Annotated in this window: 18 protein-coding genes; 15 read left to right on the forward strand and 3 right to left on the reverse strand. The window is 64.1% G+C overall.

Translation table 11 applies throughout. The features are described from left to right. The first annotated feature begins 34 nt into the window (after positions 1-34). The 5 genes from IB256_RS18755 to IB256_RS18775 all read left to right on the forward strand — a co-directional run bounded on the left by IB256_RS18755 (position 35) and on the right by IB256_RS18775 (position 4854). Positions 35-2542, forward strand: a complete 2508-nt coding sequence (locus IB256_RS18755) for a Lon protease family protein (protein ID WP_192403645.1) — start codon at positions 35-37, stop codon at positions 2540-2542. A 146-nt stretch (positions 2543-2688) separates the two neighbouring features. After that, complete coding sequence (locus tag IB256_RS18760) at positions 2689-3030, forward strand: hypothetical protein (RefSeq protein WP_081517330.1); 342 nt, start codon at positions 2689-2691, stop codon at positions 3028-3030. Positions 3031-3217: 187 nt separating this feature from the next. Further along, positions 3218-3712 (forward strand): TIGR00645 family protein, encoded by a 495-nt coding sequence (locus IB256_RS18765; RefSeq protein WP_017521628.1) that lies wholly within the window; start codon positions 3218-3220, stop codon positions 3710-3712. A gap of 126 nt (positions 3713-3838) precedes the next feature. Next, complete coding sequence (locus IB256_RS18770; protein ID WP_192403647.1) at positions 3839-4135, forward strand: DUF6482 family protein; 297 nt, start codon at positions 3839-3841, stop codon at positions 4133-4135. A gap of 101 nt (positions 4136-4236) precedes the next feature. Then, on the forward strand, positions 4237-4854 hold the full coding sequence (locus tag IB256_RS18775) for an FKBP-type peptidyl-prolyl cis-trans isomerase (protein WP_045217227.1): 618 nt from the start codon (positions 4237-4239) through the stop codon (positions 4852-4854). Positions 4855-4987: 133 nt separating this feature from the next. Here the strand turns inward: IB256_RS18775 and IB256_RS18780 are convergent, their stop codons facing one another. Then, on the reverse strand, positions 4988-5212 hold the full coding sequence (locus tag IB256_RS18780) for a hypothetical protein (protein WP_045217230.1): 225 nt from the start codon (positions 5210-5212) through the stop codon (positions 4988-4990). Between the two features lie 170 nt (positions 5213-5382). Next, positions 5383-6351, reverse strand: a complete 969-nt coding sequence (locus IB256_RS18785; protein ID WP_081517332.1) for a polyprenyl synthetase family protein — start codon at positions 6349-6351, stop codon at positions 5383-5385. Positions 6352-6592: 241 nt separating this feature from the next. Between IB256_RS18785 and rplU the strand changes: the two genes are divergently transcribed. The 5 genes from rplU (at position 6593) to IB256_RS18810 (ending at position 10230) form a co-directional block, all read left to right on the forward strand. Beyond that, a complete protein-coding gene (rplU, locus tag IB256_RS18790) occupies positions 6593-6904 on the forward strand; it encodes a 50S ribosomal protein L21 (protein WP_015475683.1) in 312 nt (103 codons plus the stop codon). A gap of 41 nt (positions 6905-6945) precedes the next feature. Then, positions 6946-7203, forward strand: coding sequence for a 50S ribosomal protein L27 (gene rpmA, locus IB256_RS18795; RefSeq protein ID WP_017521622.1), 258 nt, complete (start codon positions 6946-6948; stop codon positions 7201-7203). A 159-nt stretch (positions 7204-7362) separates the two neighbouring features. Further along, positions 7363-8583 (forward strand): Obg family GTPase CgtA, encoded by a 1221-nt coding sequence (gene cgtA, locus IB256_RS18800; RefSeq protein WP_151189396.1) that lies wholly within the window; start codon positions 7363-7365, stop codon positions 8581-8583. Positions 8584-8644: 61 nt separating this feature from the next. Further along, positions 8645-9763 carry a glutamate 5-kinase gene (gene proB, locus IB256_RS18805; RefSeq protein ID WP_081517334.1) on the forward strand — a complete coding sequence of 373 codons (1119 nt, stop codon included), beginning with the start codon at positions 8645-8647 and terminating at the stop codon, positions 9761-9763. Between the two features lie 11 nt (positions 9764-9774). After that, positions 9775-10230, forward strand: a complete 456-nt coding sequence (locus IB256_RS18810) for a CreA family protein (protein WP_192403649.1) — start codon at positions 9775-9777, stop codon at positions 10228-10230. Positions 10231-10360: 130 nt separating this feature from the next. On the opposite strand, the gene rpsT is transcribed toward IB256_RS18810, so the two are convergent. Beyond that, positions 10361-10630: a 30S ribosomal protein S20 gene (rpsT, locus tag IB256_RS18815; RefSeq protein ID WP_009617555.1), complete on the reverse strand. Its 270-nt coding sequence runs from the start codon at positions 10628-10630 to the stop codon at positions 10361-10363. A 253-nt stretch (positions 10631-10883) separates the two neighbouring features. Between rpsT and murJ the strand changes: the two genes are divergently transcribed. The 5 genes from murJ to fkpB all read left to right on the forward strand — a co-directional run bounded on the left by murJ (position 10884) and on the right by fkpB (position 17270). Beyond that, positions 10884-12422, forward strand: a complete 1539-nt coding sequence (gene murJ / locus IB256_RS18820) for a murein biosynthesis integral membrane protein MurJ (protein WP_192290214.1) — start codon at positions 10884-10886, stop codon at positions 12420-12422. Between the two features lie 106 nt (positions 12423-12528). Beyond that, positions 12529-13467: a bifunctional riboflavin kinase/FAD synthetase gene (gene ribF / locus IB256_RS18825; RefSeq protein WP_192290212.1), complete on the forward strand. Its 939-nt coding sequence runs from the start codon at positions 12529-12531 to the stop codon at positions 13465-13467. A gap of 21 nt (positions 13468-13488) precedes the next feature. Then, the gene (gene ileS / locus IB256_RS18830) at positions 13489-16323 is read left to right on the forward strand and encodes an isoleucine--tRNA ligase (protein ID WP_192403651.1); all 2835 of its coding nucleotides are present in this window, start codon (positions 13489-13491) and stop codon (positions 16321-16323) included. Beyond that, complete coding sequence (gene lspA / locus IB256_RS18835; protein WP_081517339.1) at positions 16316-16825, forward strand: signal peptidase II; 510 nt, start codon at positions 16316-16318, stop codon at positions 16823-16825. Before ileS ends, lspA begins: the two co-directional genes overlap by 8 nt. Beyond that, positions 16818-17270, forward strand: a complete 453-nt coding sequence (fkpB, locus tag IB256_RS18840; protein WP_192290207.1) for an FKBP-type peptidyl-prolyl cis-trans isomerase — start codon at positions 16818-16820, stop codon at positions 17268-17270. The genes lspA and fkpB overlap by 8 nt, the downstream gene beginning before the upstream one ends. The last annotated feature ends 73 nt before the right edge of the window (positions 17271-17343 follow it).

A 17343-nucleotide genomic window follows, 5' to 3' on the forward strand; every position in this document is an offset into this window, starting at 1 on the left:
CGCGGCCTCGCGCCGCCCGAAGCAAGGACCTCCAATGCCCGATTCCGTTGCTGCCGGCCTGCGCCTGGCGCCCGATGAACTGACCCGCCCCTTCACCCCCGAACAGTTTCCCTTCAAGACCACCGAAGAACTGGAGCCTTTCCTGGGCGTGCTCGGACAGGAGCGCGCGGTCGAGGCGCTGCAGTTCGGCGTGGCGATGCCGCGTCCGGGGTACAACGTATTCGTCATGGGCGAACCGGGAACCGGTCGCTTCTCCTTTGTGCAGCGCTACCTGAAGGCCGAGGGCAAGCGCCTGCCGACGCCGGCCGACTGGGTCTACGTCAACAATTTCGACGATTCGCGCGAGCCGCGCGTGATCGAGCTGCCGCCGGGCAGCGCCGCCGAGTTCGGCACCGATATCGACCACCTGATCGACAACCTGCTCTCCACCTTCCCCTCGGTGTTCGAGAACCCGGCCTACCAACAGAAGAAGAGCGCCATCGACCGCGCCTTCAACCAGCGTTACGACAAGGCCCTGGACACCGTCGAACGCCTGGCCCTGGAGAAGGAGGTCGCCCTCTACCGCGACAGCTCCAACATCGCCTTCACCCCGATGAAGGACGGCAAGGCGCTGGATGAAGCCGATTTCGCCCAACTGCCGGAAGAGGAGCGCGAGCGCTTCCATGCCGACATCGCCGACCTGGAGGAGCACCTCAACGAGGAGCTTTCCAGCCTGCCGCAGTGGAAGCGCGAGTCGAGCAACCAGCTGCGCCAGCTCAACGAGGAAACCATCACCCTGGCGCTGCAGCCACTGCTGGCTCCGCTGGTGGAGAAGTACAACAACAACTCCGGGGTCAGTGCCTACCTGCAGGCCATGCAGCTCAACCTGCTGAAGACCGTGGTCGACCAGCTGGTGGACGCCGAGCGCACCGACCCGCAGCGCAAGCAGAGCCTGGAAGAGCAGTACGCGCCGAACCAGGCGATCGGCCACCATGCCACCAGCGGCGCGCCGGTGGTGTTCGAGTCGCACCCGACCTACGACAACCTGTTCGGACGCATCGAATACGCCTCCGACCAGGGCGCGCTCTACACCAGCTACCGCCAGTTGCGCCCCGGTGCTCTGCACCGCGCCAACGGCGGCTTCCTGGTGCTGGAGGCGGAGAAGCTGCTGAGCGAGCCGTTCGTCTGGGACGCCCTCAAGCGCGCGCTGCAGTCGCGCCAGCTGAAGATGGAATCGCCCCTGGCCGAACTCGGCCGCCTCACCGCCATGAGCCTCACGCCCCAGGTGATCCCGCTGAACATCAAGGTGATCATCATCGGCTCGCGGCAGATCTACTACACGCTGCAGGACCTCGATCCGGACTTCCAGGAGATGTTCCGCGTGCTGGTGGACTTCGACGAGGATATCCCGCTCGCCGAGGACAGCCTCGAACAGTTCGCCCAGCTGCTCAAGACCCGCACCTCGGAAGAGGGCCTGGCGCCGCTCAGCCGTGAAGCCGTGGCGCGCCTGGCGACCTACAGCGCCCGCCTGGCCGAACACCAGGGTCGCCTCTCGGCACGCATCGGCGACCTGTTCCAACTGGTCAGCGAAGCGGACTTCATCCGCCAGCTGGCCGGCCAGGAAGTGACCGACCTGGGGCACATCGAGCGTGCCCTGAAGGCCAAGGAAACCCGTACTGGCCGCGTGTCGGCGCGGATTCTCGACGACATCCTCGCCGGCATCATCCTGATCGACAGCGAAGGCGCCGCGGTGGGCAAGTGCAACGGCCTGACCGTGCTGGAAGTCGGCGACTCCGCCTTCGGTATGCCAGCGCGCATCTCCGCCACCGTCTATCCGGGTGGCAGTGGCATTGTCGACATCGAGCGCGAGGTCAACCTCGGCCAGCCGATCCACTCCAAGGGCGTGATGATCCTCACCGGCTACCTCGGCAGCCGCTACGCCCAGGAATTCCCCCTGGAGATATCCGCGAGCATCGCCCTGGAACAGTCCTACGGCTACGTGGACGGCGACAGCGCTTCGCTGGGCGAGGTCTGCACGCTGATCTCCGCCCTGTCGCGCACGCCGCTGCGGCAATGCTTCGCCATCACCGGCTCGATCAACCAGTTCGGTGAAGTGCAGGCGGTCGGTGGGGTCAATGAGAAGATCGAAGGCTTCTTCCGCCTCTGCGAGGCGCGTGGCCTGACCGGCGAGCAGGGGGTGATCATCCCGCGTGCCAACGTCGCCACCCTGATGCTCGACGAGCGCGTGCTGCAGGCGGTGCGCAACGGCCAGTTCCACATCTATGCCGTGCGCCAGGCCGACGAGGCGCTGAGCCTGCTGGTCGGCGAGCCAGCCGGTGCGCCGGATGCCAAGGGCCACTTCCCCAGGGGCAGCGTCAACGCCCGTGTCGTCGAGCGCCTGAAGGAAATCTCCGAGCTGGGCATGGACGAGGAAGAGAAGGAAAAACCGGCCAAGGAGCCCGCCGCCGCCAAGCCCGCCAGCAAGCCGAAGGCGGAGAAGGTGCCGGTGGAAAAGGCTCCTGTGGAGAAAGAGCGCGCCCGCAAGAAGAAGGACGTCGACTGATTGACGTCAGGACCGGGGCGTCGCTTCGGCGTCCTGTCCGCGCGTTTTACACCCCGTTGGCTGCAAGATGACGGGATAAATCCGCGCTTTCGCGTGTCGGAACCTGGGTGTAGTCTCGAACTCAGGACAACCGCGAGGGTGCCGCCATGCCGCGTAACCTCTGCCTTATCCGCCCCTGTCTGGGGCTGACCACGCGCATCGAGTGCGAGATCAGGCCGCTGGCCGGAGAGAATGGACTCTGGACCTTGTTGTGCGCTGCCGGGATGTCCGGCGCGCAGCCCACCGCCATCAAGGCGCAGGGCCCGTTCTGCGGGCCTTTCGTGGCCGAAGGCGTGCTTGAGGCAATCTCCGACTGCCTGGCCCAGCAGGGCTACATCGTGGCGGAAGATCCTCCCATCTGGCAGTTGCACCTGCAGGGCGAACTGCGCCGCCTGAACGGCGAACGTTCGCGCCATGTCGGCAATTTCCAGTTCCGCCCCGAAGGCTGACGGCCGCTTGCGCGGGCCCTGCACAATCCGCTGAAGCTCGCGGGGTGCCTGTTCGCTACGGTCCCACACCGTGGCCGTTGCCTAATGATCCACAGACATATTTATCCATAGAAAGCCGGGAAAACTCGCAAAAGCCATCCGCTATACTGCCGCGGCCCTTTTTCCCAATACTTCACCTGCGAGCACCATGGAACGATTCGTCGAAAACTCCCTGTACGCCGCGCGCTGGCTGCTGGCGCCGATCTACATCGGCCTGTCGCTGGCCCTGCTGGCGCTGACCATCAAATTCTTCCAGGAAATCTTCCACATCCTGCCCAGCATCTTCAGCATCGCCGAGGCGGACCTGATCCTGGTGCTGCTGTCGCTGATCGACATGGCGCTGGTCGGTGGCCTGCTGGTGATGGTGATGTTCTCCGGCTACGAGAACTTCGTCTCGCAGCTGGACATCGATGAAGGCAAGGAAAAGCTCAGCTGGCTGGGCAAGATGGACGCCAGTTCGCTGAAGAACAAGGTGGCCGCCTCCATCGTGGCGATCTCCTCGATCCACCTGCTGCGCATCTTCATGGACGCCAAGAACATCGAAGACAACAAGCTGATGTGGTACGTGATCATGCACCTCACCTTCGTCCTCTCGGCCTTCGCCATGGGCTACCTGGACAAGGCCACGCGCCACGACCACTAAGGCGTTGCTGCGTCATTCCCGCCGCCCGGCCGTTGCAAAACGGACGGGCGGTTGCGTTTTCGCCTTGCGGTGAGCGCCTGCTGTACAAGACTTTTTGCGTGGATCAATCCGCAGGAGGTGCAGCACATGAATCTGCAGGAACTGACCAGCCGCTCCGTCGCCGGCGACATCGACGAGATCAACCTGGTGTCGCTGGAAGGCGATATCTACGTGCTGGAGGCGCGGATGGGCGCGCGCTTCTATCCGGTCCAGGACGAGGCCGGGCATGTCATCAGCGTGCGTTCGGTCGCCCATGCGCGGGAGATGCTCAAGGCGCTGCCCAACGTCCCGTTCCATCTGGTGCATGCGGTGGTGCATGACGAGATGTGCGGCATGGACGACGAGCGCGACATCGGCGCCGGCGTGACCATCCCGTTGCACTGAGTCTGTTGCGCGGCGCGCTGCGCGGGGCTCGCGCGGTGGGGGAGGCGGTGCATCTGTGCTAGGCTGGCGGCCCTTTTTTGAACCCCCAGCGGAGCGCCGCCATGAGCGAACTCAACCTTTCCACCGACGAAGCCCGCGTCAGCTACGGCATCGGCCGTCAGCTGGGCGACCAGCTGCGCGAGAACCCGGTTCCGGGCATGACCCTGGACGCCATCGTGGCCGGCTTGTCCGACGCCTACGCCGGCGCTGAAAGCCGCGTTCCGGGCGAAGCCCTGTCCGCCAGCTTCCAGGTGATCCGCGAGCGCATGCAGGCCGAAGCCCAGGCGAAAGCCGAGGCCGCCGCAGCCGTAGGCCGCGAGTACCTGGTGGAAAACGCCAAGCGCGAAGGCGTGACCGTCCTGCCGTCCGGCCTGCAGTACGAAGTGCTGACCACCGGCGAAGGCGCCAAGCCGTCCCGCGAAGACACCGTGCGTACCCACTACCACGGCACCCTGGTCGACGGCACCGTCTTCGACAGCTCCTACGAGCGCGGCCAGCCGGCCGAATTCCCGGTGGGCGGTGTGATCGCCGGCTGGGTCGAGGCCCTGCAACTGATGAACGCCGGCAGCAAATGGCGCCTGCATGTGCCGAGCGAGCTGGCCTATGGTGGCCAGGCCGTCGGCAGCATTCCGCCGCACAGCGTGCTGGTGTTCGACGTCGAGCTGCTGGAAATCCTCTGATTCCCGAAGGTTCGCTGCGCAGTGCCATCCCTGGCAACTGCGCAGGAAAAGGGGCGCTCAGGCGCCCCTTTGTGCATCCGCCTCCCGGGCGGCGGAGCACCGATGGCGCTTCCTGCGCCATCGTAAAGTGCGTCTAGCGCAGCGCGCGGGCGTAACAGAACAGGAACAGGTTGCGCACCAGCTCCTTGAGCACCAGCGGTTCGCTGGTATTGAGCTCGGACAGCTCCAGGCCGCCCTGTTCGCGCAGTTCGTCCAGCGCTTCTTCTTCCAGCACTGCGCAGACTTCCCCGGTGTCCCGATGCAGGATGCGCAGGTAGGGATGCGGGCGATCCAGCCAGGCGTCGATCATGTAGGTCATGGCGTGTTCCTCCGTGCAGACCGTCTAATGAGAATAATTCTTATTATCTTAATAGCAAGCCTGAATTGGAAAAAATTTTACGCAGGCGACGATCTGTTGTTCCCGGTCAAAAGGCAGGCAACAAAAAGCCCGCCGCGGCGAACCGGGGCGGGCTTTGGTGAAGCGGCGGATCAGTGCGTGCGGGCGACGGCGAACTCGGCCAGTTCGATCAGCGCGGCGCGGTATTCGTTGTCCGGCAGCGCCTTCAGGCAGTCGATGGCGCGGGCAGCGTACTCGCGGGCCAGGTTGGCGGTGTAGTCCAGCGCGCCGGCGGCTTCCACGGCGGCGCGGATGCCTTCCAGATCCTGGCTGCCGCCCTGCTGGATGGCCTTGCGCACCAGTGCAGCCTGTTCCGGGGTGCCGTCGCGCATGGTGGCGATCAGCGGCAGGGTGGGCTTGCCTTCGGCGAGGTCGTCGCCGACGTTCTTGCCCAGGCTGGCGGCGTCGCCGCGGTAGTCGAGCAGGTCGTCCACCAGCTGGAAGGCGATCCCCAGGGCGTCACCGAACAGGCGCAGCGCCTCGGATTGCTCCGGCTGGGCGTTGGCCAGCGCGGCGGCGCTGTGGGTGGATGCTTCGAAGAGCATTGCGGTCTTGCCGCGGATGACTTCCATGTAGGTTTCTTCGGTGGTGCTGGCGTCGCGGACCTTGGACAGCTGCAGCACTTCGCCTTCGGCGATCACGCGGGTGGCCTGGGAGATGATGCGCATGACCGGCATGGAGCCCAGTTCGACCATCATTTCGAAGGAGCGCGCATAAAGGAAGTCGCCCACCAGCACGCTCGGCGCGTTGCCCCATTGGGCATTGGCGGTGGCGCGGCCGCGGCGCAGGCCGGAGGCGTCGACCACGTCGTCGTGCAGCAGGGTCGAGGTGTGCAGGAATTCGATGGTGGCGGCCAGCAGCTTCAGGTCATCGCCCGAATAGCCCAGGGCCTTGCCCGAGAGGAGCACCAGCAGCGGGCGAAGACGCTTGCCGCCGGCGGAGATGATGTAGTCGCCGATCTTTTCCACCAGGGGAACGCGGGAAGTGAGTTGGCGACGGATGATGCCGTCGACGGCGGTGAAGTCGTCCGCCACCACGCGATAGAAAGCCTGGGGTTGCATTAAAGACAGCGCTCCTCGTAGATTGCGCGGCATGCTAGGTGCCGCTGTTTGGGCTGTCAAGGCAAGGCCCCATGGGGCTTGATCCGCACCAGGGGTTTGCGTACAATCGCGGCCCCGAACTTCCCTGGCATATCCTGCCTTACGCAATTGCACGGGCGTCCTTTCCGGCCCCATGCAGCCATGCCGACCGATTCCTCTTTCTATAAAGCGTCGGGTGAGCAGGTCTAACGGAGACATCCAGATGTACGCAGTAATTGTTACTGGTGGCAAGCAATACAAAGTCACCGAAGGCGAATTCCTCAAGGTCGAGAAGCTCGACGTTGCCACCGGCGAAGCGATCAACCTGGATCGCATCCTGCTGGTCGCCAATGGCGATGACGTCAAGATCGGCCTGCCGGTGGTAGAAGGCGCGAAAGTGACCGCAGAAGTGGTTTCCCACGGTCGTCACGACAAAGTGCGCATCATCAAGTTCCGCCGCCGCAAGCACCACATGAAGCGTCAGGGCCACCGCCAGTGGTTCACTGAAATCAAAATCACCGGCATCCAGGCCTAATTCCTTTTTAGGGCTGCTTCCTGTTTTAGGAGAATTGACTCATGGCACACAAAAAAGCTGGCGGTAGTACCCGCAACGGCCGCGACTCAGAAAGCAAACGCCTTGGCGTGAAGCTGTTCGGTAGCCAGGCTGTGAAAGCAGGCAACATCATCGTGCGTCAGCGCGGTACCCAGTTCCACGCTGGCTACGGCGTTGGCATGGGCAAGGATCACACCCTGTTCGCTAAAGTCGACGGCGTGATCAAGTTCGAAGTGAAAGGCGCCTTTGGCCGTCGCTATGTAAGCGTCGTCGCTGCCTAAGCGAGCTCTCACTGAAAAAGCCCTGTCTCGCGACGGGGCTTTTTTGTTTCTGGCGTTTCCAGGCGAGGTGCTGCCGGTTCGGGCGTTTGCGCGGACTTGGCTGTATCCTATGCTCCTTTTCTTATTTTCAACCCGCAGCTGCTGCGGGAGGCGTTCGCAATGAAATTCGTCGACGAAGTATCCATCCACGTGAAAGCCGGTGACGGCGGCAACGGCCTCATGAGCTTCCGCCGCGAGAAGTTCATCGAGAAAGGCGGTCCCAACGGCGGTGACGGTGGTGACGGCGGCTCGGTGTACCTCGAGGCCGACGAGAACCTGAACACCCTGGTGGACTATCGCTACACCCGTCGTTTCGACGCCCAGCGTGGCGAGAACGGCGGCAGCAAGGACTGCACCGGCGCCAAGGGTGACGATCTCGTCCTGCCCGTACCGGTCGGTACCACCATCATCGATGCCAATACCCAGGAGATCATCGGTGACCTGACCACTGCCGGTCAGCGCATCATGGTTGCCCAGGGCGGCTGGCACGGCCTGGGTAATACCCGCTTCAAGTCCAGCACCAACCGTGCGCCGCGCCAGACCACGCCGGGCAAGCCCGGTGATGCGCGTGACCTCAAGCTGGAGCTGAAGGTCCTGGCGGACGTCGGTCTGCTCGGTCTGCCGAACGCGGGCAAGAGCACCTTCATCCGTGCGGTGTCCGCCGCCAAGCCGAAGGTCGCCGACTATCCCTTCACCACCCTGGTGCCGAACCTGGGCGTGGTCAGTGTGGGGCGCTTCAAGAGCTTCGTGGTCGCCGACATCCCCGGCCTGATCGAGGGTGCCGCCGAAGGCGCCGGCCTGGGTATCCGCTTCCTCAAGCACCTGGCGCGCACCCGTCTGCTGCTGCACATCGTCGACATGGCGCCGCTGGATGAGAGTGATCCTGCCGATGCCGCGGAAACCATCGTCCATGAGCTGGAAAAATTCAGCCCGGCGCTGACCGAGCGTGATCGCTGGCTGGTGCTGAACAAGATGGATCAGATCCTTGAGCCTGAGGAGCAGGAGCGTCGCAAGCAGGCCGTGGTCGAGCGTCTGGGCTGGGAAGGTCCGGTCTATGTGATCTCCGCCCTGGAGCGTGAAGGCACCGAGAAGCTGAGCCAGGACATCATGAAGTACCTCGACGAGCGCACCCTGCGCATCGAGGAGGAGCCGGCCTATGGCGAAGCCCTGGCGGCCCTGGATCAGCGCATCGAAGACGAGGCCCGTGCCCGTCTGCAGGCCCTGGACGATGCTCGTGCACTGCGTCGCTCCGGTCTGAAGAATGTCGATGATGCGGATGACGATGATTTCGAGGATGACGAAGACGACGGCGATGGGCCGGAAATCTTCTACGTGCCTTGATCGGAACGGCGCCCGCCGGTCCGGATGAAACGTGTGAAGCCTGACTTCTAAGGTTGAGGGTATGCGTGAGAAGGTCACTGGCGCCAAGCGCTGGGTAGTCAAGATTGGCAGTGCGTTGCTGACCGCCGATGGTCGCGGTCTGGATCGTGATGCCATGGCGGTATGGGTCGAGCAGATGGTCGCGCTGCATTGCGCGGGCGTTGAGCTGGTTCTTGTGTCCTCGGGCGCCGTCGCGGCGGGCATGAGCCGCCTGGGTTGGGTTTCCCGACCTAGTGACATGCACGAGCTGCAGGCGGCCGCCGCGGTGGGGCAGATGGGTCTGGTCCAGGCCTGGGAGTCCAGCTTCGGCGTACACGGCCTGCAGACCGCGCAGGTGCTGCTGACTCATGACGACCTGTCCGACCGCAAGCGCTACCTGAACGGGCGCAACACCCTGCGCACGCTGGTCGATCTCGGCGTGATCCCGGTGATCAACGAGAACGATACCGTCGTTACCGATGAGATCCGCTTCGGCGACAACGACACCCTGGCGGCGCTGGTGGCCAACCTGGTCGAGGCTGATCTGCTGGTGATCCTCACTGATCGCGATGGCATGTTCGACGCTGACCCGCGCAACAACCCCGATGCCGAGCTGATTTTCGAAGCTCGCGCCGATGATCCCGCCCTGGACGCGGTTGCTGGCGGTACCGGTGGTGCGCTGGGTCGTGGCGGCATGCAGACCAAGCTGCGCGCGGCTCGTCTGGCGGCGCGTTCTGGTGCGCATACCGTCATCGTTGGTGGTCGTATCGAGCGTGTGCTGGATCGCCTGCGTGTCGGTGAGCGGCTCGGCACGCTGCTGACTCCCGAGCAGAGTCGCAAGGCGGCGCGCAAACAGTGGCTGGCTGGTCACCTGCAGATGCGCGGCACGCTGGTGCTGGACGATGGTGCAGTGAAGGCCCTGTCGCAGGATCACAAGAGTCTGTTGCCGGTCGGCGTGAAGGCCGTGCAGGGCAGTTTCCGTCGCGGAGAGATGGTGGTCTGTGTGGATCAGCAGGGTCGCGAGATCGCTCGCGGTCTGGCGAACTACAGCGCTCTCGAGGCGCAGAAGATCATCGGCCAGCCGACCGATGCCATCGAAGGCATGCTTGGCTATGTCGATGGTCCGGAGCTGGTGCACCGCGACAACCTGGTGCTCGTCTGAGGAGATTCTTCATGCGCAAGGGATTGATGGCGGCGCTGATGCTGCTGCCGGCGCTGGCCCGGGCCGACGTGGTCGGTGAGGTGTCCACCGTCTTCAAATGGGTCGGGCCGAACGACAAGATCGTCGTCGAGGCTTTCGATGATCCGAAGGTGCAGGGTGTCAGTTGCTACCTGTCTCGCGCCAAGACGGGTGGCGTGAAGGGTGGGCTGGGGCTGGCGGAGGATCGTGCCGAGGCGTCGATCTCCTGTCGTCAGGTCGGGCCGATCCGTTTTGCCGGTGAGTTGAAGGATGGCGAGGTAGTCTTCCAGCAGCGCACTTCGCTGGTATTCAAGACCATGCAGGTGGTGCGCTTCTTCGACAAGAAGCGCAATGCGCTGGTCTATCTGGTCTACAGCGACCGGGTGATCGAAGGCAGTCCGCAGAATGCGGTGACGGCGATTCCGATCATGTCGTGGCCTGAGAAGTAAGAAAGAAAAGGGCGGGTGACCGCCCTTTCTTTTTGCCTGTGCAAAAGTGAGCGTGTGGATAACGCTGTGCTGAACAAATCGCAGGCAATAAAAAACCGGCCCTGAGGCCGGTTTTTCAAGAACGGAACGCTTACGCGGTGGCCAGGGCCTTCACGTGGGCGTTCAGGCGGCTCTTGTGGCGAGCGGCCTTGTTCTTGTGGATGATGCCTTTGTCGGCCATACGGTCGATGACCGGTACAGCGGCAACCAGAGCGGCCTGGGCCTTCGGCAGGTCCTTGGCGTCGACTGCTTTGACTACGTTCTTGATGTAGGTACGAACCATGGAACGCAGGCTGGCGTTGTGGCTGCGACGCTTCTCAGCCTGTTTGGCGCGTTTTTTGGCGGAAGGTGTGTTGGCCACCGTCGAGCTCCTCGAAAAAAACTTGGGATGTTGCGAATAAATTAAGGCCGCGAATAATGCCGTTGCATCAGGGCCTTGTCAAGGGTATGCGCGGCCTCCGACGAGTGGTGCGACGAGCGCACGCTGTCCGGCGGATGGGGTGATTTATTCCCCTCACGGCCCTACACTGCTGCGCTTCGCCTGACGGTCGAGCAATCGCTCTAGGCCAGGGCTGCACCCCGCAGGGGCGGCCATTCTACCAGTTCTGGACATTATGAACCTACTCAAGTCGCTGGCCGCGGTCAGCTCGATGACCATGATCTCGCGGGTGCTCGGCTTCGTGCGCGACACAATCGTTGCGCGCATGTTCGGTGCCGGCATGGCGACCGACGCTTTCTTCGTCGCCTTCAAACTGCCCAACCTGCTGCGCCGCATCTTCGCCGAGGGGGCGTTCTCCCAGGCGTTCGTGCCGATCCTGGCCGAGTACAAGACCCAGCAGGGCGAGGAGGCGACCCGTACCTTCATCGCCTATGTGTCCGGCCTGCTGACCCTGATCCTGGCGCTGGTCACCGCGCTGGGCATGCTCGCCGCGCCCTGGGTGATCTGGGTGACGGCGCCCGGCTTCGTCGATTCGCCGGAGAAATTCGAGCTCACCAGCGCCCTGCTGCGGGTGACCTTCCCTTATATCCTGCTGATCTCGCTGGCCTCGTTGGCGGGGGCGATCCTCAATACCTGGAATCGCTTCTCGGTGCCGGCCTTCGTGCCGACCCTGCTGAACGTCAGCATGATCCTCTTCGCGCTGTTCCTGACGCCGTACTTCGATCCGCCGATCATGGCGCTGGGCTGGGCGGTGCTGGCCGGCGGGCTGGCGCAGCTGCTTTACCAGCTGCCGCACCTGAAGAAGATCGGCATGCTCGTGCTGCCGCGCATCAATCTGCGCGATTCCGGCGTCTGGCGCGTGCTCAAGCAGATGGGGCCGGCGATCCTCGGTGTCTCGGTCAGCCAGATTTCGCTGATCATCAACACCATCTTCGCGTCCTTCCTGGTTGCCGGTTCCGTGTCCTGGATGTACTACGCAGACCGCCTGATGGAGCTGCCCTCCGGTGTGCTCGGCGTTGCGCTGGGCACCATCCTGCTGCCGTCGCTGGCCAAGACCTACGCCAGCGACGACCGTCACGAGTATTCGCGGCTGATGGACTGGGGTCTGCGCCTGTGCTTCCTGCTGGTGCTGCCGTGCTCCCTGGCGCTGGCGGTGATCGCCGAGCCGCTGACCGTCGCGCTGTTCCAGTACGGCAAGTTCAGCGCCCATGACGCCCAGATGACCCAGCATGCGCTGATCGCCTACGCGGTTGGCCTGCTCGGCATCATCCTGGTGAAGGTGCTGGCGCCGGGGTTTTATGCGCGGCAGAACATCAAGACACCGGTGAAAATCGCGCTGTTTACCCTGGTGTCCACCCAGCTGATGAACCTGGTGTTCATCGGCCCGCTCAAGCATGCGGGTCTGGCGCTGGCGATCAGCCTGGCGGCCTGTCTGAATGCGGGCCTGCTGTTCTGGCAACTGCGCAAGCAACAGTTGTTCGAGCCGCAGGCGGGCTGGGGCAAATTCATCGCCAAATTAGTCGTAGCTGTACTGGTGATGTGCGCGGTGCTGTTCGGCATGATGCATTTCATGCCGGCCTGGGATCAGGGCGGCATGCCGATCCGCCTGGCGCGCCTGGGCGCGCTGGTGGTGGCCGGTGTGGTCGCCTATTTCGGTATGCTGGCGATCCTCGGCTTCCGCTTGCGGGACTTCTCCCGCCGCGCGGTGCTGTAACCTTCGCGGGGCAAAGCATTGCATCGGTTTGCGGCGACGGCATTTTGCCTGTCGCATGGCAACGGGTGCAGGTATAATCGACCACTTTCTGAGCAATACGCGCGCTATGCAGCTGCTTCGAGGCCTTCACAACCTGCGGCCCCTGTCCGGGGGCTGTGTCGCCACCATCGGTAACTTCGACGGCGTCCATCTCGGCCACCAGGCGATCCTGGGGCGTCTGCGCGAGCGTTCGCTGGAGCTGGGTGTGCCCAGTTGCGTAGTGATCTTCGAGCCGCAGCCGCGCGAGTACTTCGCTCCCGATGCCGCTCCGGTGCGCCTGACGCGCCTGCGCGAGAAGCTCGAACTGCTGCGCCAGTACGGCGTCGACTTCGTGCTCTGCCTGGCCTTCAACCGCCGCCTGCGCGAGCTGTCGGCCGCCGAGTTCGTCCGCCAGGTGCTGGTCGAGGGTCTGCGGGTCCGCCATCTGGAAGTCGGCGACGATTTCCGCTTCGGCTGCGATCGTTCCGGTGACTTCGCCTTCCTGGTCAACGCCAGCGCGGAGCAGGGCTTCACCGTCGAAGCCGCGACCACCGTGGAAGTCGATGGCATGCGCGTGAGCAGCTCGCGTATCCGCAAGGACCTGGCCGACGGTGACCTGCACATGGTCGAGCGCCTGCTGGGTCGTCCGTACAGCCTGAGCGGCCGCGTGCTGCACGGGCAGAAGCTGGGTCGCACGCTGGGCTCGCCCACCGCGAATATCCAGCTCAAGCGCCGCAAGGCGCCGCTCAACGGCGTTTACCTGGTCAGCACGATGGTGGCTGGTCAGCGCCGCAACGGGGTTGCCAACATCGGCACCCGACCGTCTGTGAATGGCGACGGCCGGCCCCACCTGGAAGTGCATCTGCTGGATTTCGCTGGCGATCTCTACGGCCAGCATCTGGACATCACTTTCCACCAGAAGCTGCGTGATGAGCAGCGTTTCGCCTCGCTCGAGGCACTCAAGGCGGCCATCCTCGCCGACATCGCCGCCGCCCGGGCCTACTGGCTGGGCCAACCGCTTGATTGAAGATCCTGAACAGGCCCTGAGATGACCGATTACAAAGCCACTCTGAACCTTCCCGAAACCGACTTCCCGATGAAAGCCGGCCTGCCGCAGCGCGAGCCGCAGACCCTGAAACTCTGGAACGACATTGGCCTGTACCAGAAGCTGCGGAAGATTGGCGAAGGTCGCCCGAAATTCATCCTGCACGATGGCCCGCCCTACGCCAACGGCAGCATCCACATCGGTCACGCGGTCAACAAGATCCTCAAGGACATCATTGTCCGCTCCAAGACCCTGGCCGGCTATGACGCCCCCTATGTGCCGGGCTGGGACTGCCATGGCCTGCCGATCGAGCACAAGGTCGAGACCACCCACGGCAAGAACCTGCCGGCGGACAAGACCCGCGAACTGTGCCGCGAGTACGCCGCCGAACAGATCGAGGGGCAGAAGGCCGACTTCATCCGTCTGGGCGTGCTGGGCGAATGGGACAATCCCTACAAGACCATGAACTTCTCCAACGAGGCCGGGGAAATCCGCGCGCTCGCCGAGATGGTCAAGCAAGGCTTCGTGTTCAAGGGCCTGAAGCCGGTGAACTGGTGCTTCGACTGCGGCTCGGCCCTGGCCGAGGCGGAAGTCGAGTACGCCGACAAGAAATCCGACGCCATCGACGTCGCCTTCCCGGTGGAAGACGCTGACAAGCTGGCCGCCGCCTTCGGTCTGGCCAGCCTGCCCAAGCCGACTGCCATCGTCATCTGGACCACCACCCCCTGGACCATCCCGGCCAACCAGGCGCTGAACGTCCATCCCGAATTCACCTACGCACTGGTGGATGTCGGCGATCGCCTGCTGGTGCTGGCCGAGGAACTGGTCGAGTCGAGCCTGGCGCGCTACGGCCTGGAAGGCAAGGTCATCGCCACCGCCCAGGGCGAGGCGCTGGACCTGATCCGTTTCCGCCACCCGTTCTACGAGCGCTTCTCGCCGGTCTACCTGGCCGAGTACGTCGAGCTGGGCGCCGGCACCGGCGTGGTTCACTCCGCCCCGGCCTACGGCGAGGACGACTTCCGTACCTGCAAGCAGTACGGCATGAGCAACGACGACATCCTCAGCCCGGTGCAGAGCAATGGCGTCTATGTGGCCGACCTGCCGTTCTTCGGCGGCCAGTTCATCTGGAAGGCCAACCCGGCCATTGTCGCCAAGCTCGATGAAGTCGGCGCACTGCTCAAGCACGCCAGCATCAGCCACAGCTACATGCACTGCTGGCGCCACAAGACCCCGCTGATCTACCGCGCCACTGCGCAGTGGTTCGTCGGCATGGACAAGCAGCCGCAGACCGGCGCCACCCTGCGCGAGCGCGCACTGGAAGCCATCACCGAAACCGAGTTCGTGCCCAACTGGGGCCAGGCGCGCCTGCACGGCATGATCGCTGGCCGTCCGGACTGGTGCATCTCGCGTCAGCGCAACTGGGGCGTGCCGATCCCGTTCTTCCTGCACAAGGCCACCGGTGAGCTGCACCCGCGCACCGTCGAGCTGATGGAAGCCGTCGCCCAGCGCGTCGAGAAGGAAGGTATCGAGGCCTGGTTCAAGCTCGACGCTGCCGAACTGCTGGGCGACGAAGCCGCGCAGTACGACAAGATCAACGACACTCTGGACGTCTGGTTCGACTCCGGCACCACCCACTGGCACGTGCTGCGCGGCTCCCATGCCGAGTTGGGCCATGCCAGCGGTCCGGCCGCCGACCTCTATCTGGAAGGCTCCGACCAGCACCGCGGCTGGTTCCATTCCTCGCTGCTGACCGGCTGCGCCATCGACGGCCACGCGCCGTACCGTCAGCTGCTGACCCACGGCTTCACCGTGGACGAGTCCGGCCGCAAGATGTCCAAGTCCCTGGGCAACACCGTGGTGCCGCAGACCGTGATCGACAGCATGGGTGCTGACATCCTGCGCCTGTGGGTCGCGTCCACCGACTACTCCGGCGAGATCGCCGTTTCCCAGCAGATCCTCCAGCGCAGCGCCGACGCCTACCGTCGTATCCGCAATACCACGCGCTTCCTGCTGTCCAACCTGTCCGGCTTCGACCCGGCCAAGGACCTGCTGCCCAACGACCAGCTGCTGGCCCTGGACCGCTGGGCCATCGACCGCGCCCTGCAACTGCAGCGCGAGCTGGAAGAGGCCTACCGCGACTACCGCTTCTGGAACGTCTACTCCAAGGTGCACAACTTCTGCGTGCAGGAGCTGGGTGGCTTCTACCTGGACATCATCAAGGACCGCCAGTACACCACCCAGGAGAACAGCGTCGCCCGCCGTTCCTGCCAGACCGCGCTGTTCCACATCGCCGAGGCCCTGGTGCGCTGGATCGCGCCGATCATGGCCTTCACCGCCGAAGAGATCTGGAGCTTCATGCCGGGCGAGCGCGCCGAATCGGTCATGCTGAGCACCTGGTACGACGGTCTCTCCGAGCTGCCGGCCGACGCCGAGCTGGACCGCGCCTACTGGGATGAAATCATGGCTGCCAAGGCTGCCGTGAACAAGGAACTGGAGAACCTGCGCAGCGCCAAGACCATCGGCGGCAACCTGCAGGCCGAGATCACCCTCTACGCCGAAGACTCCCTGGCCAAGCGCCTGGAGAAACTGGGCAACGAGCTGCGCTTTGTGCTGATCACCTCCGCCGCTACCGTTGCGCCGCTGGCGGACGCGCCGGCTGATGCGGTCGAAAGCGAACTGCCCGGCCTGAAGCTGAAGGTGGTCAAGTCCGCCCATGCCAAGTGCGGCCGTTGCTGGCACTTCCGCGCCGACGTGGGCAGCCACGCCGCGCACCCGGAACTGTGTGGTCGCTGCGTCGAGAACATCGATGGCGCGGGCGAGGTGCGTCACTATGCCTAATGCCGATCGTTTCGGCCGCCTGCCCTGGCTGTGGATCACCGTGGTAGTGTTCGTCCTGGATCAGGTCACCAAGGCCTTCTTCCAGTCTGAGCTGACCATGTACCAGCAGATCGTGGTCATTCCCGACCTGTTCAGCTGGACCCTGGCCTACAACACCGGCGCCGCGTTCAGCTTCCTGGCCGACAGCTCGGGCTGGCAGCGCTGGCTGTTTGCGCTGATCGCCATCGTGGTCAGCGTCGTGCTGGTGGTCTGGCTCAAACGCTTGAAGCGCGGCGAGACCTGGCTGGCCATTGCCCTGGCCCTGGTGCTGGGCGGCGCGCTGGGCAACCTGTACGACCGCATGGTCCTGGGGCACGTGGTGGACTTCATCCTCGTGCACTGGCAGGACCGCTGGCGCTTCCCGGCCTTCAACCTGGCCGACAGCGCCATCACCGTCGGCGCCATCATGCTGGCGCTGGACATGTTCAAATCGAAGAATTCCGGAGAGACCGCCAATGGTTGATTCCTCTGACACCATTCAGCGCATCGGCGGCGACTCGAAGGTCACCCTGCATTTCGCCCTGAAGCTCGACGACGGCAACATCGTCGACAGTACCTTCGACAAGCAGCCGGCCACTTTCAAGGTCGGCGACGGCAACCTGCTGCCGGGCTTCGAGCAGGCGCTGTTCGGTCTCAAGGCTGGCGACAAGCGTACCCTGAGCATCGAGCCGGAGCAGGGCTTCGGCCAGCCGAACCCGGCCAACGTGCAGGTGATGCCGCGCGACCAGTTCGAAGGCATGGAATTGGCCGAGGGCCTGCTGGTGATCTTCAACGATGCCGCCAAGACCGAACTGCCGGGCGTCGTGAAAGAGTTCGACGAGCAGCACGTCACCATCGACTTCAACCATCCGCTGGCCGGTAAAACGCTGGCGTTCGAAGTGGATATCATCGACGTACAACCAGCCTGATTGGCTGCACGGCCCGCCGCTGGCGGGCCGTTGCGCTTCAGGCGAAGTATTCCTACCGGCCCCTTGTGGGCCG

The organism is Pseudomonas sp. PDM17 (assembly GCF_014851985.1).
Lineage (GTDB): Bacteria > Pseudomonadota > Gammaproteobacteria > Pseudomonadales > Pseudomonadaceae > Pseudomonas.